The organism is Candidatus Kryptoniota bacterium (assembly GCA_036567965.1).
Taxonomy (GTDB): domain Bacteria; phylum Bacteroidota; class Ignavibacteria; order Kryptoniales; family JAKASW01; genus JAKASW01.
In genome coordinates this window covers 70588-91750 of the sequence record DATCTN010000018.1, presented here as the reverse complement: position 1 = coordinate 91750, position 21163 = coordinate 70588, and the positions used below count along the sequence as shown (strand labels likewise).

Annotated in this window: 17 protein-coding genes; 10 read left to right on the top strand and 7 right to left on the bottom strand. The window is 50.4% G+C overall.

Annotated features, from left to right (window positions below):
• Nucleotides 1–154 precede the first annotated feature (154 nt).
• The 4 genes from VIS48_07520 to VIS48_07505 all read left to right on the top strand — a co-directional run bounded on the left by VIS48_07520 (nucleotide 155) and on the right by VIS48_07505 (nucleotide 7356).
• Nucleotides 155–2089, top strand: a complete 1935-nt coding sequence (locus VIS48_07520) for a T9SS type A sorting domain-containing protein (GenBank protein ID HEY9165993.1) — start codon at nucleotides 155–157, stop codon at nucleotides 2087–2089.
• Between the two features lie 37 nt (nucleotides 2090–2126).
• Nucleotides 2127–3980: a T9SS type A sorting domain-containing protein gene (locus tag VIS48_07515; protein HEY9165992.1), complete on the top strand. Its 1854-nt coding sequence runs from the start codon at nucleotides 2127–2129 to the stop codon at nucleotides 3978–3980.
• Nucleotides 3981–4042: 62 nt separating this feature from the next.
• Nucleotides 4043–5137, top strand: coding sequence for a T9SS type A sorting domain-containing protein (locus VIS48_07510; protein HEY9165991.1), 1095 nt, complete (start codon nucleotides 4043–4045; stop codon nucleotides 5135–5137).
• 398 nt (nucleotides 5138–5535) lie between these two features.
• Nucleotides 5536–7356: a right-handed parallel beta-helix repeat-containing protein gene (locus VIS48_07505; GenBank protein HEY9165990.1), complete on the top strand. Its 1821-nt coding sequence runs from the start codon at nucleotides 5536–5538 to the stop codon at nucleotides 7354–7356.
• Between the two features lie 82 nt (nucleotides 7357–7438).
• Here the strand turns inward: VIS48_07505 and VIS48_07500 are convergent, their stop codons facing one another.
• From VIS48_07500 to VIS48_07470, 7 genes are all read right to left on the bottom strand, one after another.
• Nucleotides 7439–8071, bottom strand: coding sequence for an NAD(P)-dependent oxidoreductase (locus VIS48_07500; GenBank protein ID HEY9165989.1), 633 nt, complete (start codon nucleotides 8069–8071; stop codon nucleotides 7439–7441).
• 209 nt (nucleotides 8072–8280) lie between these two features.
• The gene (locus VIS48_07495; protein ID HEY9165988.1) at nucleotides 8281–8583 is read right to left on the bottom strand and encodes an antibiotic biosynthesis monooxygenase; all 303 of its coding nucleotides are present in this window, start codon (nucleotides 8581–8583) and stop codon (nucleotides 8281–8283) included.
• A complete protein-coding gene (locus VIS48_07490; protein ID HEY9165987.1) occupies nucleotides 8580–8918 on the bottom strand; it encodes a hypothetical protein in 339 nt (112 codons plus the stop codon). The genes VIS48_07495 and VIS48_07490 overlap by 4 nt, the downstream gene beginning before the upstream one ends.
• Before the next feature lie 130 nt (nucleotides 8919–9048).
• Nucleotides 9049–9879, bottom strand: a complete 831-nt coding sequence (locus tag VIS48_07485) for an OmpA family protein (protein HEY9165986.1) — start codon at nucleotides 9877–9879, stop codon at nucleotides 9049–9051.
• 113 nt (nucleotides 9880–9992) lie between these two features.
• Nucleotides 9993–10688, bottom strand: coding sequence for a type 1 glutamine amidotransferase (locus VIS48_07480; GenBank protein HEY9165985.1), 696 nt, complete (start codon nucleotides 10686–10688; stop codon nucleotides 9993–9995).
• A 102-nt stretch (nucleotides 10689–10790) separates the two neighbouring features.
• Complete coding sequence (locus VIS48_07475) at nucleotides 10791–11546, bottom strand: class I SAM-dependent methyltransferase (GenBank protein ID HEY9165984.1); 756 nt, start codon at nucleotides 11544–11546, stop codon at nucleotides 10791–10793.
• 233 nt (nucleotides 11547–11779) lie between these two features.
• Nucleotides 11780–12706 (bottom strand): TIGR01777 family oxidoreductase, encoded by a 927-nt coding sequence (locus VIS48_07470; protein ID HEY9165983.1) that lies wholly within the window; start codon nucleotides 12704–12706, stop codon nucleotides 11780–11782.
• A 190-nt stretch (nucleotides 12707–12896) separates the two neighbouring features.
• On the opposite strand from VIS48_07470, the gene VIS48_07465 reads away from it, so the two are divergent.
• From VIS48_07465 to pgl, 6 genes are all read left to right on the top strand, one after another.
• Entirely contained in the window at nucleotides 12897–14369 is a 1473-nt protein-coding gene (locus VIS48_07465; GenBank protein HEY9165982.1) for an FAD-linked oxidase C-terminal domain-containing protein, read from the top strand.
• Nucleotides 14366–15625: a (Fe-S)-binding protein gene (locus VIS48_07460; protein ID HEY9165981.1), complete on the top strand. Its 1260-nt coding sequence runs from the start codon at nucleotides 14366–14368 to the stop codon at nucleotides 15623–15625. The genes VIS48_07465 and VIS48_07460 overlap by 4 nt, the downstream gene beginning before the upstream one ends.
• On the top strand, nucleotides 15626–16288 hold the full coding sequence (locus VIS48_07455; GenBank protein ID HEY9165980.1) for a rhomboid family intramembrane serine protease: 663 nt from the start codon (nucleotides 15626–15628) through the stop codon (nucleotides 16286–16288). It begins immediately after the preceding gene.
• A gap of 158 nt (nucleotides 16289–16446) precedes the next feature.
• Nucleotides 16447–18834, top strand: a complete 2388-nt coding sequence (locus tag VIS48_07450; protein ID HEY9165979.1) for a glycoside hydrolase family 15 protein — start codon at nucleotides 16447–16449, stop codon at nucleotides 18832–18834.
• A 127-nt stretch (nucleotides 18835–18961) separates the two neighbouring features.
• The gene (zwf, locus tag VIS48_07445; GenBank protein HEY9165978.1) at nucleotides 18962–20404 is read left to right on the top strand and encodes a glucose-6-phosphate dehydrogenase; all 1443 of its coding nucleotides are present in this window, start codon (nucleotides 18962–18964) and stop codon (nucleotides 20402–20404) included.
• A complete protein-coding gene (pgl, locus tag VIS48_07440; protein ID HEY9165977.1) occupies nucleotides 20392–21126 on the top strand; it encodes a 6-phosphogluconolactonase in 735 nt (244 codons plus the stop codon). Before zwf ends, pgl begins: the two co-directional genes overlap by 13 nt.
• Nucleotides 21127–21163: the final 37 nt, after the last annotated feature.

Below are 21163 nucleotides of genomic sequence, written 5' to 3'. Positions count from 1 at the left end.
AGCTGCGAGAGGCACGTGAGGCACGGAGAGATTTTGTTCTCCGTGCCCCAGGGCCCAACAAACCTGTGGCTGCATTGCTCGAACATGTTCGAATTACACATCGGTTGCACTAGAGACGTCGCGACCTGAATCGACTGAGACTAAGGAGATGCAAATGAAAACAATTATTAACCTGGTGCGAGTCATGATTATCATGCTGGCGGTTAGTGAATGCGCGCGCGCTCAGTGCGACAATTGTCCGCCGCCGCAGGTCGTGATTTACGGCATGCAGTTGAATGTGCCCATACCCTCGCCGGACGATTCGACCACCGGCAGTTATACAACGACTGCCAGCCAGCAGGCATTTCTGAATTGGGTTGCACTCGGAGATGTTTTTGTTCCGCTGAGCGGGATCGCGAACAACGATCCGGAAGCGAATTGCGTCAGGTGGTCACAGGGTTCACTTGCAAATCAGCTGGCGACTCTGCCCGATTCATTGGTGAGAATTCACCTTCAGAACTATTGGACGGGTGACGTGCCCGATACAGGAGCTCTCGGGGGGGTCGACTATTTGATTCGGGCCACTATGGACAGCTCGGGCGGCGCGTATCATTTCCATGTTTATCTCGAGGACGGATACACCAGGGAGCGAATAGCAACAGGGTCCGCCGACTTTTCCGGCGCAAGCGGCGCTGTAGGTGCAGCAAACACGGCTATTGCCTCTATAGAACCAGTTTTCGATAAAATCAGAGAGTACCAGACGAATCTTCGGAACATGACATCCAACATGGCCCTAAGCGCACAGATCACCATCGCTCCGTCTCAGGCGGACATGCATATCCTTCAATCGATCCCGGTAACGTTTGAGGTGACCGACTGCGATGGAACGCCGCTCAACGGTTTCACTCTGAACATTGGCGGGAGTGAGGGATCCTTCGACCAATCTTCCGTCGTAACAGACCAAAGCGGTCAGGCCACTGCGAATTTTACAGCGGGCAGTTCACCTGGAGTAGCCAACCTGACTGCCGTGTGCTATCCCTACACCACACCCATGCACAAACAAAGAGGCTCACACGGAGACGCTGTTGTTACGATCGATAATCCGGGACTACTGATATGGCAATACACCATCACCGAGTCGGAGGACCAATCCTACTTGTACTACTTTGATAGTACGGACAATGTCGGGACTCGTACATATGAGTACGAACAACAGCAAATTAAAACATCAGGAAACTACAGACAGTACGTCCTCGGGACGATTACCGACTCGTCGATAGATGCGAGAGCCGTGTACGGAGGTTCGGGCGACTTAACACTCTTTAATACGGACAAGACCCTCGAAGACATTAGTGCCTACGATGGCGGAGGGTCCATGACAAATAGATTCAGTGTGACAACCGGCTGGGTTGCCAGCGATGAGAATTATAAAGATGATCTTGATCTAGACTACTATCGACTGCCTGGCCAGCCACCGACTTTCTATTTCGCCACCCAGGTCAAGTGGGACGGTCAATCTACAGGGAACCAGTATTATCTAGTAAAGCCTGTCCCGAGCGAAAACGAACCAGGATATTCGAACTCTGGCAGTGGCTCCAATCCGATAACGGACGGGTTCGGTCTTTACCTGACGGAGTTTCAATCCTATCCTCCTTCGACTCAAGTCACTTCGTCGTTTTCAGGCAGCGGAACAAGTTACCATTTCAGCGGAAATTATCACGTTGACAGTACCTACGATGTTTCCCCATCGGGTCAGAAGCGCGCCATCTATAATGCAATGATCAGCGTCGGGATATCGCCCTACCAATTACCGACCGCGGTGAAATCCGCTTCCGACAATTTGCCGAAGACGTTCCATCTGTACCCGAATTATCCGAACCCGTTCAACCCGTCTACAATGATCTTTTACGACGTGCCGACGACATCTATCGTAAGTCTGACGGTTTACGATTTACTAGGGAGAAAAGTCGAAACGCTTATCAACCAGAGGCAGAGTCCAGGAAAATATGGCGTCAGGTTCGACGCGAGCAGGCTCGCGAGCGGAGTCTATTTCTACAGGCTGCAGGCTGGTGGTTTCTCGCAGACTAAGAAGTTGATGCTGGTCAAGTAAAACGCATGCACTAAGAATAGGGATCGAGGAAATGAAAATGAGGGCGACTATAAAAAGGTTTGCGGTTTTAATTAGTCTTCTGACGATAGGTAAGACTGCCATGGCACAGTGTGACAATTGTCCCCCGCCACAAGTGGAGATCTACGGAGTTCAGATGAATGTGAGCATGCCCCCGCCTGACTCGACAACCGGCGACTATTCAACACCTTCAAGCCATCAGGCTTTATCGAACTGGTCCTCACTTGAGAATGTCACTTTCGCGCTTGACTTGATCGCGATCAACGACCCGGAGGGAAGTTGCGTTAATTGGTTCTTCGGCACGAGCTTTTTCCCGTCCGACACGTCGGCGGATTCGCTGATGAAAGTAGTTCTTGAAAAGAACTCCGCTGGAGATGTACCTCCCGCCGGAACGTTGGGCGGTGTCGACTATTTGATCTGGGCGATGCTCGATAGCTCAGGGGGCCGGTATCACTTCCATGTTTACCTGGAGGATGGCTACACCAGGACACGGATAGATTCAGCTCAGGGAAATTTCACGACCGCCGCAGACGCAGCGGCGGCAGCGGATTCTACCGTATCGCACATTGAACCTGTCTTCGGCAAGATCAGGGCATACCAAAAGAGCCTGGTGGAAAATGGCACCAACATGGCGCTCGATCCGCAGATAAGCATTACACCATCCCAGTCAGAAATGAATGCGCTGCAGACAATTCCGGTGACCTTCCAGGTCAATGATTGCGATGGCACGCCGTTGAAAAGCGTGACACTGACAATCGGCGGCAGCAATGGCAGCTTCGATCAATCAAGCGTCGTAACGGACGACAACGGCGAGGCGACAGCGAATTTCACCGCAGATAACGTGTCAGATGTTGCCGGCCTGACCGCAATCTATGACCCGTATACGACACCCATGCACCAGCAGAGAAGCTCGCAAGGGTTCGCCGTCGTGACGATCAATGATCCCGGATTGAGGATTTGGCAGTTGATAATTATAGAGTCCGAAAATTCCCGCCGCACCGAGACCGGTGGTTCCTATTTTGATTTAACCTTTAGGTCGAAAGGGACATTCAAACAGTACATCCTTGCCGATATAACGGACTCCAGCTTTAATACTAGAGCAATGTATGGTGGGGGCGGAGGTATTTCAGTCTTTTCTTCCCAAAAATACATCACGAGCACAATGAACAGTCTCATCACATCAAGCGGTTGGATTTCCAGGCATGAAAAGTTCACAAACGACTTGCAACTTCTCTGGTATGTATTACCAAGCGCCACCGTCCCCACTTTCGGCTTTATATCGCAAATCAAATACGATGGGATAACGACAGGGTACACCACTTATTATAATAGTGATGGCACAACAACAACACTCGGTGGAGACACTCCTTTTACAGATGCTATTGATCTATACACGAACGAGTTCCTGACCTATCCGCACTCTCCATACACCACGGCTTCTTTCTTTGGAAATGATAGCGGATGGGCTTTCGTCGGAGATAATCTGGCAGACAGCACGGAGACCGAATCGAGCCTAGTAAAAACCTGGTATACTTCCTCGCACGTCTCGGTCTCGATAACTCCTTTTAAAATCCCGACCGCTGTAAAATCCGCCCCAGGCAACGTCCCAAAGAGCTACCAGCTCTACCCGAACTATCCGAACCCATTCAACCCGTCTACAATGATCAGCTACGACATACCGGCTAACAATTTCGTGACGTTGAAGATCTACGATATTCTGGGAAGAGAAGTCCAAACGCTCGTAAATCAAAAACAGATCGCCGGAAAATACGGCGTCAGGTTCGATGCTAGTCGGCTTGCGAGCGGCATATACTTTTACCGGATGGTCGCAGGTAGTTATGTGTCAACCAGAAAAATGATTTTAATAAAATAGCGCGACAAAGGCTGGTGCAATTAAGAGATTTTATTTTTATGAATCATTAATCGGAGAATACAATGAAACACTATACCTACGGCTTAATGATTGTTACCGTTATTGCGCTTCTTCAATCAGCCGCATTTGCCCAAATCACAATTACAGTATCGGATCTTCAGAATCTATTTGGGGCCGGAACAACGAATTTTACGTACTCAAATCACGACAGCATGGAAACAATGAACGTCGGAACTCCATCCACCTCTGCGGCTCAGTCTTGGACTATCCCCGCCTTTGTCGTCCTTGACTCGTCTATACTGGACAACGTTTCTCCCGCTTCCACACCGTTTGCCTCCGATTTTCCGGGAGCCACATACGCCGAGACATTCACTGAGACCGACACGGGTGTCACTCTTTCATACTACGCATACCTGGAGCTTTCGAACGATTCACTATACTTGATCGGATTTGTAGAACATTTATCAGGATCTTCCGGCGGGCATGCTATTGACTCCACGCTGTCTCAGCACGAGATGAAATTTGCCTTCCATGTGCCGCTCTCTTTGGGGGAGGTCGCGGTCGGCTCGCCGGATACGGTTGTTCTCGCCCCCGGCATAATGCAGGTGGTCACAACGTCATCCACGTATGACGCCTACGGCTCCCTGACTCTGCCCAACGGAACTTTTCAGGCGCTTCGCTCCAATCAAGTGACTACCTTTAAGATCTATAGTGGCGGTTCACTGGTAAATAGTTCAACTAGCTATTCGCTCGTCTGGACTACCCAGGAGGGCCATCAATTGACAGTGGGTGTCGACTCCGGCGCTACATCCGGTACAGTGCATGTGATTTCGATTTCCTGGACGCGTGTCGGCCAGACTCAGACAGCTGTCAACAAATCAGTTGGACAACCTGTCGACTTTGCGCTTGCGCAGAACTATCCGAACCCGTTCAACCCGACGACGAAAATCAACTATCAGGTTGCAGCGCTCAGTCACGTCAGTTTGAAAATCTATAACACCCTCGGACAAGAAGTGGCAACTCTGGTGAACGATACAAAAGGGCCGGGCGCGTACAGTGTCAATTTCGATGCATCTAGGTTTTCGAGCGGTCTTTACTTCTACCGACTTGTTTCAGGGACCAATGTCGCAGCGAAGAAAATGCTTTTGATAAAATAAGCTCTCCACCGGTCTCCTCCTGATCGGAGTCCCGCCACATGGTTGCGTGGCGGGATTTTTTGTTTCAGTCTGTTGGTCGCGTGTTCGAGCTTCTCCTTCGCGGCGATTGTTTCGAAACCAAATGCTTCTTTTATCTCTGTTAATGCCGTCCTTAATCGCAATAAGTCTTGACGTCAACGTTGATTGGTCCGGACGCGGATTGTAATTCTAATCGAGACAACCTAAAATTCTGCCGGAGAAAGGTCTGCGAGAATCGATGAATCTCTCGATTATCTTTCAGAGTCCTTTCCGATTTCGTCCGGTCAATTGCTCTTATTGTTTTTGAAATTGCTGATCACGGATATTGATAGTCCATCAAAATTTAAAATGGCACAGACAACTCGAGCGGAGATACGGAAATGAAAAATGTGATCCCAATATTTCTGACCTTCTCAATCTTTTCAGCAACTCTTCAGTCGAGAGAGATCCACGTTGGAACAAACGGGAGTGACTCCAATCCCGGTACTCTTTCGGCTCCAATGCGAACCATCCAAGGAGCCGCCGACGTGGCACAACCCGGCGACGTGATCACGGTGCATGAAGGAGTTTATAGGGAACGCGTAGATCCGCCCCGCGGAGGCATTTCCGATTCGATACGGATCGTGTACCAAGCCGCTTCTGGAGACAAAGTGGTGATAACAGGATCTGAAGTCGCCAGGAACTGGGTGAAAATGCAAGGAGATGTCTGGAAAACCACGATTCCCAATTCATTCTTCGGAAGCTTCAATCCCTACAGTGATCTAATCCACGGCGACTGGTTTGACAATATGGGACGCGATCATCACACGGGTGCGGTATATCTGAACGGCGACTGGCTAACAGAGGCAGCGACTTTCAGTGATCTAGTGAAGCCCGTGGGCGAGAATGCGCTGTGGTTCGCAAAAGTTGACAGTGCGAGCACGACCATATGGGCTCAATTCAAAAGCGTCGATCCGAATGATCAGCTCGTAGAAATAAATGTTAGAAGAACTGTGTTTTATCCCGGCAAGACCGGGATAAACTACATAACGGTACGCGGCTTCACGTTGGAGGACGCCGCTACACCCTGGGCACCTCCTACCGCCGAGCAAATCGGTGTGATCGGAACTCGTTGGAGCAAGGGATGGATAATAGAAAACAATGTCGTTTGTTATTCGACCTGCTCCGGCATCGCATTGGGCAAGTACGGCGATCAGTGGGATAACACATCTGAAAATACTGCCGAAGGATATGTAAAAACTATCGAGCGCGCGCTCGCGAACGGATGGTCAAAAGAAAATATCGGTCATCATATTGTCCGGAACAACACGATCTCTCATTGTGAACAGGCGGGAATTGTGGGAAGTCTTGGTGCCGTGTTCAGCACTGTTACGGACAACGTCATACACGACATTCACGTGCGGAAGCTCTTTTCGGGCGCGGAGATGGCGGGCATCAAGTTTCATGCGGCCGTCGACGTGGTCATAAAGCATAATCATATTTACCGGACGTGCCTCGGCCTCTGGCTCGATTGGATGGCTCAGGGCACGCGCGTGACAGGCAATCTCCTTAACGACAACGATTTCGATGTGCTGGTCGAAGTGGACCACGGCCCGTTCCTCTTCGACAATAATCTCTTTCTTTCGTCCTCATCTTTGATGGACCGGTCGCAGGGAGGCGCGTATGTGCATAACCTTTTTGCAGGTTCGTTCGATATCTTTCACTTCGATGGCCGCCAAACACCTTTCCTGAAGCCGCACTCAACTGAGGTGGCGGGCTATCACGACAATCCGTGCGGTGATGAGACATATTACAACAATATTTTTGTGAAACGTTGTGATCTGAAAAATTATGATAACGCACAATTAAAGATGCCGATGGATGGAAATGTCTATCTCTACGGTGCGAAACCCACAGTTCAGGAAAGGAATCCGATAATTATGCCCGACTTCGATCCGTCAATTAAGTTGATCGAAGAGGACAAAAGTTATTTTCTCGAATTTAAATTCGACACGACGTGGAGTGTCACGCGGGAACACCGTCTGGTAACCAGTCTGGTTCTGGGCAAAGCGGTGATACCTGATTTACCTTACGAAGATCGAGATGGAAATCAGATAAGCATTTCGAACGATTACTCAGGGCATGATCGAAGTCTGGCGAATCCGACTCCCGGACCATTTGAAAACCCGGGGAATGGTTCAGTCAGTGTTAGAGTGTGGTAAGTTGGGTGCGGGTCTGCCGTGGTGAGAAAATAAAAAAGTGCCGGCCGACCTCCGCGTCGGCCGGCACTTACGATGTTCCGGTTCAGTAACCGACCGTGAAGCGCCTTCTGATATGTTGAGGGTGCTCCAGCTCGTCGACGAGCGCAGCTGCATAGTCTTCTGTCGAGATTGTGCTTTTGCCTTGTTCGTCTGTGAGCAGTCTGTCGTCACTCGTCCGATAACTCCCCTTTTTCTCTCCTGGTTCGACCTGTGCTGATGGACTAACGAAAGTCCATTGCAGATCTCTCTCCATGCGGAAGACGGCCATCGCGTCGCGGTGGGCAACCGCATAAGGTTTGGCGGCGGCCGGGAATTGAGGAGTATCCATTAATTGTTTGCCGGAAGACACTTCGAGGCTTCCAGCTCCACCAACCATGATAAGCCGTTTTACGCCGGACATCTTCACTCCTTCGAGAAGGGAATGAGCCACGTCCACGAGCTCCTGTGCTCTCCCATTAGGTCCGTACGCACTTACGACCGCATCATGCCCTCTAGCCAACGATGCTACCTCCTGCGCGTTTAAGACGTTTCCTTGTTTGATGACAAGGTTATCTTTTGAGGAGGTAATCTTAGCGGGATTACGGACGATGGCCGTTACTTTGTGACCACGGCGCAACGCCTCGCTCATTATTTTCGACCCAATTTTCCCGCTGGCCGCAAATAATGCGATGTTCATCCTGAACTCCTTCCGTTTTTTTTGTGAGCGTTCTACTTGGCCTTCCCCTCAAGCCCGCTCACCAAAATATAACAACATTTCCCAGTGAGGTGTTCACGTCATGCACATTTTCAAAAATTCTCGTCGTTTCAGGTGCGTTTCGATGCAATTTTTACGAAACGGGTGATCAAAATCACATACTTCCGACGAGCCGCAGCCTCACGCCCCCACTAGGACCTCGTAGTGCTGTGACCTTTTGTCGTAGTGCGAGAGTATCTCCTTTGCCTTCGCCCCGGAACCACCGCTGATTCATAGTCCTCGCCTGAAAATTCCTTGACTGCATTAATGTTGTCGAACGACATAATTGTTATGAACTCTGCTTCGCTGCCCACTAGTCGCTTCAAAAGCTGAATGCCACGATAACCGTTGATCTTCCTGTCTCCAATTCCCACAAATATTTCTTCCTTCAAAAGTCTCTCGTACTTATCAGCATTTTGCATGTTCGTGTAACCATGCCAGATCCTGCTTATCATTTTTCTCTGACTCCCTTATCTCCTGCCGAAGAAGTGATTGAAATCGCTCTTCTCACCAATGCCCCGAGATACGTGCCTAATAATGAAAATGCAAGTACGGCCAAAGTGACTGACACGTGGTTTGAGTTAAGTTGAAAAACACTGAATCCGCACGCAATCGACAGGGCCCAAAGCCAGGACCTCCTGCGTTCTATGAATCCGATAATAAGTCCTGTCCCGATGATCGCTGCCACTGTTATTCCCGTATCGTCCCATGTCGGCCTGCTGTCGATATAACCGACTAACATGCCCGCCGTCACTGATAGGACCAGTACTGCCCAATGTTTCATTCTCATGAGATGCCTTCTCTATCTGAAACCTATTGAACAATATATTCGTGCAATTGAATAAGATGAAGGCACTATCATCACCTGAACGCGGTCGGGTGAATTAGAGTGCAAGTATCTCTATCAAGCGGCAGCTAAATCACTTTTGGGAGACGAGTTCAACCCTTCGGTTTCTGGCTTTCCCGTCTTCAGTAGAGTTAGAAGCAACAGGTGAATATGGTCCCACTCCCGCAGCCTTCAGCCTTGACGATTCGACGCCCTGGGCAATCAATGCTTTCACTACGGCGTCGGCCCGGTCGGATGATAATTTTAAATTCGACTCAAGCGTGCCGACATTATCAGTATGACCGACAACATACAGCGATAGGGCCATATTGTCTTTCATCAGCTTGGTGATCTGCTCGATGGCAGGTTTCGACTCCGGCTTGATCTCCGATTTTCCAGTGTCGAAGTAAATCCCGTAGATTGCTGCTTTGCCTGTTGACGCGATGCTCTCACTTAAAGCCGCAGCATCGGCAACCACTTCCTGCTCCATCGCTTTCGATTCTACAATAGTCAGCTGGTAATTTATCCCATCATTGAATCCCTCGACCTGCACATACGTGATGGCGCCGTTTGCCTCGATCTTCGCGCAGAGGATTCGGTCATCGTGAAAAAGGACTTTCCCGCCGATCTTCTTGACTGCGTTTTCGTAATTCCTCTCGATCTGGATTGTACTCGCTCTCTTCGCCCCCGTCTTAACATTGTAGTTGATCTGAGTCAGCTTTCCCTCCCATGGACCCTGGTCTTCGGGAATGTATGGCGAAACGAAACTGTCGAACTCTTTCTGATCGTAAGCTGTGATGTAGAATCCGGACAACCTGGAGAACAGCGGGTGATCGTGAGATCCTTCCGCATCCTGCTCCTCCTGTGCCCAAGCCGTTACTGTCACGAAAAACAGTGCTGCTGCCAAAGTGATAACGCGATTCATGTTTGCCTCCCAAGATTTTTTTTGATTGATGTTGAGTGACTCCTTTGCCCTAATGCACCTTAAAAGTTCCGGTTAATTATGAACCGGCCTGATGACTTACTGGATATAAAAAATCAGAACTCAGCAAGTCTGTCCATCAATTTCGACAGGTAGGCGTTGTTCGTCGCGATGTACTGCGCGGTCCGAACGATAGTATCCTTGTCCTGGACGAACCGGCCGGGCACAAGTTCCTTTCCGCCGTTCTTTACCATTTCGGCCAACGAATCGTCAGTGGCTTCGAGGTGAAACTGGAGGCCGATAACCTTATTGCCGTAGAGGAAGGCTTGGTTATCGCAGCCGTCTGAACTCGCGACTTTTTTCGCTTCCTTCGGTATGTCAAATATTTCGCTGTGCCAGTGGAATGGCGTGAAGCTATCGGGCAGGAAGCTGAGCGGGCCGAGTTCGCCTCTTTCAGCCGCCAGCCGGACCGGGAACCAACCAATCTCCTTTTCTTTGTTCTTGTTGATCTTGCTTCCCAGGACATTTGCAACTATCTGCGAACCGAGACAGATACCGAGAACAATCTTGTCCGACCTGATCGCTTTCTCGATGAAACCTTTTTCGTTCCTGAGCCACGGATAAATCTTGTCGTCGTTTGCTCTCATGGGGCCTCCCATAACTACGAGGCAATCAACGCTTTCGATATCGGGGAAGTTTTCGTTGTCATACATCCTCGTGGAACTCACACCGATCTTTTTTTGGTGAGCCCAATCTAGAATGCTGCCGGGGCTTTCATAAGGAACATGCTGGATGTAATGAAGTCTTTTCACGAGCTAAGCTCTCCTGTCCTTTTTCCGCACTTTCATAATATGACTTATTAGGAATGTCGTACACCGTTCGGGCATCCCGGAAACAAATTTAGCACTTTACTACTACTCTTGCGCACCGAATTTGATATGGATCAACGACTGCACTTTGAGCAGGTCTGAAAACAAAGCCCCGATTTTGTCAGGAAATTCCAACAGTCTCTTCCTTCCTTTAAATAGAGGAAATGACTCCACGATTTCTAATCCCTCGTGCCACAGCCGAATTTCATCCAGGTCGTCGATACCCCACCTGAGAAAGGACCCTTCATCCAGCCCGCTGTCGCGTATCACGACCTTGTTGGCGAGCTTCATGCCGAACGTAGACGAAATGTCGAAAACGATTTCGCCTCCTGGGAAACGGGCCGCTAAGGTCCTGAAAAACTTTCTGACATCCTCTCCGTCGAGATAATAAAAGACGCCGGCAGCCATGAATATGATATTGTCCCGGACAACCAGACAGTTCAGCCATGATTCTTCCAGTAATGACGAAGGGATGAAAATTCGTCGTTCGGATTCCGGTATAAATTTTCGTCGTAATTCGATCACGTCAGGCAAGTCGAGATCGTACCACATGATCTTTCCGTTGTCCACTCGTTCGAAGGTAGTATCCAGTCCGCACCCGAGATTCACAACAGTCGCGTAAGGATGGCTCAAGAGGAAATCTCGTATAACGGAATCCATATATATAGCGCGGATGATCCATGCGTTTCTCGTCGTGTTCCTGAGATTCCTGGCTTGCTGCACAAAATCGTAGTCGATATTCTCAACGATTACCTCTGCCGTCTTGTCGATGAGAAGAGGGTGAGGACTGCGTGTCTCCACGGCTCGCCCCCACAATGGAAGAAGTAATGTTCTTTGAACAGCTCCGACGGATACAGAAATCCTTTCACGCATAACGACCCTTTCTCGATATATTACACGCAGCCCACGAGTACAAAGGAAGCAACTCTCATCTATGAGGAAGCCCGATCCCGCTTCAGGACTCGATCACAAAATAACTCACGAATACCGTCCCGTTCAACTGCATTTGCCGGGTTTGAAAGGCAACGGGTGTATTATTGGAGGGGGGGTGAATCCGTTTTCCTATTAAAAACCATGGCTGGAATGTCAGCTATCCTCGGGAACTGAAAAACGAATCCCTCCGCAGTCAGTCTTTCAGGAAGGACACGCTGACTAGTGAGAATTGTCTCGTTACCCATGTCTCCAAGTACAAACCGGAGAATCGCCGGTGGAATTGACAGACGCGTCGGGCCGAGCCTTCTGCAGATCTCACTCATCCGTTCGGGGTTCGGCGCGACAAGATTGTATGTCCCCGAACACTTCTTTGTCAACAGGAGGAAAATGACGGCACGGATTTCATCTTCAAAATAAATCCAGGGCAGCCATTGGATTCCCGAACCAAGGAGCGTACCGACGCCCAGCCTGTAAGGTAGAGACAATTTCGGGAATGCTCCGCCATCCGGAGAAATCACCACACCGCTCCTCATGATAACAGTCCTGACACCGAGCGACTCAACTTCGGCAACTGAACCTTCCCACTCCGTTACGACCTTTGGAAGAAATCCCGATCCCTTGTCTGAAGTCTCGGTGAGAATCGAATCGCCTCTTGATCCGTAGTAACCGACCGCGGAGGCCTGGACAAGAACCTCAGGCGGATTCCTCATGATCCGAATAATCTCAGTGATAAACCGACCGATGCGAACGCGGCTATCAATTATCTTTCCTCTCTTACGTTTAGTCCAGAGAAAGGAGCCGATGTTTTCGCCTGCCAGGTTCACAATCGTGTCGATGCCTTCGAGCACGGCGGCAGCTCTCTCCGGATTGTCTCCGGGGAATTCTGCGCATCGAACTCTTGCACCTAAGACTTTCATCGCGCGATTTGTGTTCCTGGTAAGCGCAATTATCTCGTGACCACTTTCGGACAGGCGCTTCACTAGTCCTTTCCCAATGAATCCCGTCGAGCCTGTTACAGCAATTCTCATTTGCTGGTAATGTAAGCATCCGGTGTCGACGGGCAAAACTCTCGCTGTCTATCGCGGAATGTCGCATTTGCAGAAAATCGGACGAAATGTCTTCGGGCGCGCGCAATATCATCGCCAATCAATATGAGATTGCACTTTTCTTTTGTGAACTGTGAGCCTGTTGTAATTAAATTTCAGCAGGGAATAGAAAATGATTACTGAAGCATTAAAGAAAAAATTGAAAGAGATCTTCGGCGAGTCGAACTTTCTCGATTCCCCGGAACACAGAATTGCATACTCATATGATGGAACTGCACTGCTCGGGGCGCTTCCCGATGCAATACTGATCCCGACTAATGTGGAACAGTTGAGCCGGTTGATGAAGCTCGCGAACGAAGAAAGGTTCGCCGTTATTCCGCGAGGATCGGGTACCGGTTTGAGCGGCGGCTCCATACCTTCCGAGAACTCTGTTATTATCCTTATGAACAAATGGGACAAGATTATTCAAATCGATCCCGACAATCTCACCGCCTGGGTTGAACCCGGTGTGATTACGGGAAGATTCCAATCGCAGGTTGAATCGATGAAATTCTTCTATCCACCCGATCCCGGAAGTTCTCAGATCTGCACTATCGGAGGAAATGTGGCGGAAAACGCCGGCGGGTTGAGAGGTCTCAAATATGGCGTCACGAAGAACTATGTGCTCGGCTTCGAGGCGGTGATGCCGAACGGCGACGTCATGCATATAGGCGGGAAGAATACCAAGGACGTCGCGGGGTATAACTTGAAAGACGTCTTGGTCGGATCTGAGGGGACACTTTGTGTGTTCACGAAAATTCTTCTGAAGCTTATACCGATACCTTCGGCGAGCAAGACATTCCTGGCATTTTACGATTCGATCGGGCGAGCGGCCGAGACAGTATCGGCGATCATATCTGCGAGGATCATGCCCGCGATGTTGGAATTTCTCGATAACCCAACGATCCGCGCTGTTGAAGATTTCTCCCACCTCGGCATGGACAAGAACTCGGGAGCTGTGCTCTTGATCGAGGTGGATGGGCCTCGCGCAGTTGTTGATGAGGACGCATCCGCGATCGCTCAGATTTGTAAAAGTGCGGGAGCGGTAACGGTAAGAGCTGCCACGGACAATGCGGAGGCGGCACGGCTAAAGGCCGCGCGAAAGTCGGCTTTTGCGGCACTCGCGAGAATCCGTCCGACTACTATTCTCGAAGATGTAACGGTGCCGCGAAGCGAAGTGCCGGTTATGGTGGACTTCATAAATGAGACCGCAAAGAAGCATGCCGTGCAAATCGGGACTTTCGGGCACGCCGGCGATGGGAACCTCCATCCGACGGGGTTGACAGACGAGAGAGACAAAAAGGAAATAGAAAAGGTAAAAGAAGTTTTCAGGAAACTATTTGCTAAGGCTGTTGAGCTCGGCGGCACGATCACCGGTGAACACGGCGTCGGTCTCGCCAAGAAGGCGTTTCTCGAGGAGTTGTACGATTCGCCGTACATAGAGTTGCTGAAGACCACAAAGAGAATGCTCGATCCGAATCTGATTCTCAATCCCGGAAAGATCATCTCGGTTGAACCTCGCTGTGAAGGTGCGCTACCAAGGAGTCGCGAGCAAATCGAAAAGGCAACCCGAAACATGGACAATCCTTCGGAGGCGTATTTTTGACGCCGCGCATTCCGGACGATCTTCTTACACAGTGCATGCATTGCGGATTGTGTCTTCCGGTTTGCCCGACCTATGCGCTCACGGGAATGGAGAAGAGTTCGCCGCGGGGGAGGATCAGGCTCATGAAAAGCGTGATGGAGGGGGCTCTCCCGGTGTCGCACGAGTTTGCCGAGGAAATGAATTTCTGTCTGGACTGTCAGGCATGTGAAACAGCGTGTCCCGCGGGAGTCAAATACGGTGAACTGGTCGAGTCCGCCCGGGTCCTCGTAGATGAAAACAGGCCCCTCACTCTTAAAAAGTTCATTCTCCGGTACATCGTCTCTAAGCGCCCCGTACTCAAGTTTGTCGCCGGACTGCTTAGAGTGTATCAAATATCCGGAATTGAAAAAGGTGTCCTTGTTCTGCTTCGAAAATTGTCAAGCAATCTTTACGCTCGTGCCCTTCTGATGCCGCGCATTTCAAGGAGAAGTGCCAGGGCTACATTACCCGAGACTATCGAGTCTCAGGGCAATTCCAGGGGAACAGTCGCTGTTCTGACCGGTTGCGTCATGGATGTCTTCTATTCAGACATCAACGTAGATACGGTGGAGGTTCTGGTCAGGAACAACTGGAAAGTCGTAATACCGCGGAAGCAGGTTTGCTGCGGCTCGCTCAGCGGCCACTACGGCGATTCAGAATTGCCGAAGCGGCTTGCGAGGGAAAACATAAAGGTGTTTGAAGAGACCGGGGCGTTGTATTACGTGATCAATTCCGCCGGCTGCGGTGCCTTCATGAAGGGATACGCCTCGCTCTTATCGGATGATCCGGAATTCTCACAGAAGGCCGCGCGATTCAGTTCTAAAGTTCTTGACTTCTCAGAATTCCTTTTCAAGACGGGTTACGAGATACCCCAACGGGCCATCGGAAAGAAGACTGTGTATCATGAAGCCTGTCATCTCGTGCATTCCCAGAAGGTCAGCAAGGAACCGAACGCGATCGTGAGCCAGCTGGCCGGGACAAATATTTGCGAGCTGAACGAGTCCACATGGTGTTGCGGAAGCGCGGGAATCTATAATATTGTTCGGTATGAAGACGCGGCAAAACTTCTCGAGCGGAAAATGGAAAATATTATTGCCAGCGGTGCCGAAATCGTGATAACGGGAAATCCGGGGTGTCTTGCACAAATCGATGCCGGGATCAAACAGCGCGGCCTCCCGCTGAAGGTCGTGCATCCAGCAACCGTACTGAACAGGCTCTACAAGTCCGAAGAGATCTAAATGCTTCCTCTGAAGGACAGGAACCCTTCACGTACATTTCCGATTGTCAATTATCTTCTGATTGCCGCGAACGTCGCAGTGTTCTTTTACGAGCTTTCGCTCGGACCCAAGCTTGATGTCTTCTTCTTAAAATACGGACTTGTACCGGCAAGATTCTTTGAGTTGGCAGGCAGCCACACTCACATTTTTATGAGGTACTTCCCCTTCTTTTCGTCCATGTTCCTCCACAGTGGATGGATGCACATAATCGGGAATATGTGGTTCCTATTTATATTCGGGGACAATGTCGAGGATAAGCTAGGCCATGGCAATTATTTCGTCTTCTACATCTTGAGCGGGCTTGCCGCGTCGGCACTACAGGCATTTGTGTCCTCTTCGTCTTCCGCGCCGACGATCGGGGCCAGCGGGGCGATCTCCGGAGTTCTCGGCGCTTATCTTGTCATGTTTCCGAAAGCAAAAGTAGTTACATTCATTTTCATTTTCTTTTTCTTCGATATAATCGAAATGTATGCGGTTATCTTTATCGGAATATGGTTTGTGTTACAGTTCGTGAGCGGACTTCAATCGTGGGGACTCGATACTTCGGGCGGAATCGCGTGGTGGGCACATGTCGGAGGATTCGCGGCTGGCATCCTTATGGTGCCGATCTTAAAGAGACATTAGATCCTTTCCATTCCCATTTTCGGGATCGTACAGCTCTGCTTTAAAATCAATCAATTCAAGTGGGACGGATATCGTCATGAATCATTTTTAATCTAAAATACCTTGTCGATTTTGACTCGGTTTAGATAAATTGTTTCAGGATAAGATATGGGATTGTATTGGTCAGATTAGAAAACGCGCCGGGATGGCCAGGGATTGAGGGGAGATGGACTTCAAGCGCGAAAAACGGTGTCGGAACCGCACATGCCGGTCTGAGCCCGGTGTGGTTCACGATATCCCACGGCATTCTCAACGAAGTATACTATCCTCGTTTGGATGTCGCCATGATTCGTGACATGGAGCTGATAGTCACTTGCGATGACGGATTTTTTTCAGAAGAAAAGAGAAATACGGAACACAGAGTCGAGTCGATCTCCGGCAGTTTCCCGGCGTACCAGCTCACGAACACGTGTCTTTCGGGCAGATTTGTTATTCAAAAGAAAATCATAACTGATCCTCATCGCGCCGTCGTACTTCAGCACATAAAGTTCAGCGTCGCGAAAGAACCAAGATCGAACTACCACGTTTACGTCCTGCTTGCACCGCACATTTCAAACAGAGGCGGAGGGAACACGGCGTGGAGAGGCGACTACAAAGGTCGCCCCGCACTAATGGCGTCCCGGGACGAGTCCGCGCTTTCACTCCTTGCCTCGGTCTCCCTGAATGATATCTCGGCGGGATTCGTCGGCTTCTCTGACGGGTGGCTGGACCTTCGGGCGAACGCTAAGCTGACCACTTGTTACGATCGCGCGGAGAACGGAAATGTGGCGCTTGTCGCCGAGATAGATATTGATTCGTCGGGAGGTGAATTTGTTCTGGCCCTCGGGTTCGGAAAGACTCCCGAAGAAGCGGCACATCAGGCTTCGGTTTCGCTGTTCGAGGACTTCGAAAGTCTCCTTAAGGATTACCTGAAATTCTGGAGCGATTGGACCAAAGATACCTGGTGTCCAAAAAAGAAAAATGATCTTCACGCTGTAAGCAAATCCGTTCTGAAGTCGCATTCAGGCTATTCAATTTCCGGCGGCATAATCGCGAGCCTGTCAGTACCGTGGGGATCATCGAAAGGTGATGACGACCTCGGAGGCTACCATCTTATCTGGCCGCGCGATATGGCGGAGGCGGCAGGTGGATTCCTCGCGATCAACGCAAACTACGAAGTCAGAACCGCGCTGAAATATCTTGAGGCCACTCAGGAAGACGATGGACACTGGCCGCAGAATATGTGGACTGATGGAAGAAAGTACTGGGACGGAGTTCAGATGGACGAGTCGGCGCTTCCGATTCTTCTCGTCGACCTCGCCTTCCGGAAGAATGCGATCTCTCTTTCAGACCTCCGGAGATTCTGGCCGATGATGAAGAAGGCGGCCGGGTTCATCCTCAGAAACGGACCTGTGAGCCAGGAGGATCGTTGGGAAGAAGATCCGGGTTACACGCCGTTTACTCTAGCCGCCGAGATTGCGGCACTCGTCGTTGCAGCTGAACATTCCCGCAGGTTCAAAGATGTGAGACTGGCGCGATACTTGCTGGAAACAGCAGGCACCTGGAACTCGAACATAGAAAAATGGATATACGTTTCCAATACTGATTTCGCAAAGCGTTTGGAGGTCGATGGGTATTATGTACGCGTCGCGCCTGCCGATGTTGCCGATGCGGGTTCGCCAAAGGACGGCTTCGTCCCGATCAAGAATCGCCCTCCGTCTGAAGCCAACGTAGATGCCGCGCACGTTATCAGTCCCGATGCTCTCGCACTTGTGCGTATGGGACTTAGGAGTGCGCGTGACCCGCGTCTGGTCGATACTGTAAAGGCGATAGACTACACCCTCCGTGTGGAAACTCCGAGGGGCCCTTGCTGGCATAGGTATAACGATGATGGATATGGCGAACACGAGGATGGCAGTCCGTTCGACGGAACCGGAATCGGCAGGGCCTGGCCGCTCCTTACGGGCGAGCGGGCTCATTACGAACTCGCAGCGGGAAGGATATCGGGCGCCAGGAAATTGCTTGCTGCGATGGGATCATTCGCCGGCGACGGTGGGATGCCGCCTGAACAGATTTGGGACTCCGCCGACATTCCGGATAAGGAACTCTTTTTCGGGAAGCCTTCAGGCTCGGCAATGCCGCTTGTGTGGGCGCACGCTGAATACCTTAAACTTGTACGCTCCCTGGAAGAAGGGACAGTATTTGATATGCCTCCTCAGACTTTCAAACGATATGTGGAAGAGAATCACCCCGCAGCTTTCGGCTCATGGCGATTCAATCATAAGATCAAATCTATCGCTGCCGGCTTAAAGCTCAGAATAGAAGTGCTTGCGCCCGCAATGGTTCGTTGGAGTCCCGACAAGTGGAAGAAAGTAATCGATTCATCGACCACGGATTCAGGTGTAGGACTTTTCACAGTCGACCTGGATATCTCCAGACTCAAGAAGGGAACGAAGATCTTCTTCACGTTCTTTTGGACGGAACCAGGTAAATGGGAGGAGAAAGATTTTTGTGTGGAAGTCGTTTGACAAATCCATTTCGAGCACGAGAGGAACGTGAGGGATGTTCAAATTGTTATCATGATACGCTTACGGGACTTTGAAAGGTGAAGGATCTGAACTTGAATCGTCGGGCGGCAATTAATGAGGACATAAAATGAACGGCAAAAAAGTACCCCCGTATTTGCTTGTAATTGTTGGAGGGACGGGCGATCTAGCGCGACGAAAACTCCTCCCGGCTATTTGTAGATTGCGCGAAAAGAATCTCTCCGAATTCTATCTCATCGGGGCGGGGACAGGAAGGAAACACAATGATGCGACCTACCGCGATTTCGTCGCCCGCTCCCTCGAGGACGAAGGGGTGAACTTGAATACGCTGGGAGACGATTTCAGCTGGATGCACTATCACTCCGTCGGTGGTGGAAGCCTTGAAGAGTACAAAGGACTTGCTGATCGAGTGCAGGAGCTCGAGAAACAGATGAATCTCCCCGGCAATAGAGTCTTTTACCTGGCTGTGCCACCCTCGGTTTTTCCCGTTGCCATAAGAAATATAGGCGAGGTCGGCCTGAACAAGAGCGCAGGTGACGTCAAAATGGTCGTGGAGAAACCATTTGGTCAGGATCTGAAAACTGCCCGCGAGCTGAACCAGCTTGTCCACAGTTATTTCAACGAGTCGCAAATCTACAGGATCGATCACTACCTCGGAAAAGAAACCGTGCAGAATCTACTTGCGTTCAGATTCAGCAACGCGATGTTTGAATCGCTCTGGAATAGAGATAGGATCGAGAGAGTGGAAATCACAGTGGCCGAGACTGTCGGTCTGGGACACCGGGCGGGATACTACGACAAAGTCGGCGCGCTCCGCGACATGATTCAAAATCACCTGACACAAATCATGACTCTCGTTGCGATGGAAGTTCCCACGGCTTTCGAGGCTGAAGCTGTCAGACACGAGAAAGTAAAAGTCCTCCGATCCGTGTCCCCGATTTCAAACGATGACGTCATCTATGGACAATATTCGCGAGGTGCAGTCGATGGAAAAGAGGTCGTCGGTTATTCTGAGGAAGAGGGCATATCCGGAGAATCGCGAACTGAAACATTCGTGGCGCTGAAGGTGAACATCTCGAACTGGAGATGGCAAGGCGTTCCGTTCATACTTCGTACAGGTAAACGACTGTTTAAAGGAGTCACGGAAGTGGCGATCACTTTCAGACGCCCCCCCGTTTCAATCTTCAGACAATTCTCAATCCAGGATATCAAGGCAAACGAGTTAGTCATGACGCTCCAGCCAAACGAAGGATTCGATCTCCTATTCAAGGTGAAGGAACCGGGCGATCCGTTCAGGCTTTCGACACAGAGACTTCATTTCCAGTACGCCGACATTTTCGGGAAACTTCCCGACGCGTACGAAACCCTCCTGCAGGACATTCTCAAAGGAGACCAGACGCTCTTTGTCCGCGCCGACGAGGTCGAGGCGTCCTGGGAAATCTATACCCCACTCCTCGGCAACAAGTTCGAGGTCAACAAATATGCATCAGGCACTTGGGGACCCGAAGTGGCGGAGCGCCTCCTTGGGGGAGGTAAGTGGTGCACGGTCTGAACGGCGAAATAAAATCATTCCGGAACCTGGAAGATCTCAGCGCCGCCGCCGCGGATCGTATTGTCGAGATAATCCATGAAGTCGTTTCGAAGGAGGGCGTCTTCTCGCTTGCCCTTTCAGGTGGGAGCACGCCCAAAACACTTTATAAGTTTCTTTCTACGACAAGACGCGATGTTATACCCTGGGACCGAATACATATTTTTTTCGGAGATGAACGTTATATCTCTCAAGATGACCTGCAAAGTAATTTTCGGATGGCCAGGGAAACTTTGTTAGAGGCCGTACCCATCCCGAGAGAAAATGTTCATCCTATTCGCACAAATTTTCCTGACGCTGAGAAAGCCGCAGTTGCATACGAGCGCGAGGTGCGTGAGTTTTTCCCGGGGACCGAAAATACGTTCACACTTGCATTACTTGGAATGGGGAAGGAAGGTCACACCGCGTCGCTATTTCCGTATTCACCCGCGCTTGACGAAACGGATCGATGGGTCGTCCCAGTAAGCACCACAGCTCTGCCTCCGACCCGAATTACGCTTACTTATCCTCCCCTCAACTCTTCGCGAAACATATTTTTCCTGGTTGCCGGTGCGGGCAAGCGGGAGGCACTTCGAGCGGCGGTGACGCCTTCAACTGATCATCATTTGTGCCCCTCCGCGGGAATCAAGCCGTCTCACGGTGATTTGATTTGGTGGGTGGATGCTGCTGCTTGGCCGAGTAGCTGAACCCCTCTGGCTTCAGATTTCTTTCGCCGTCCGGAAT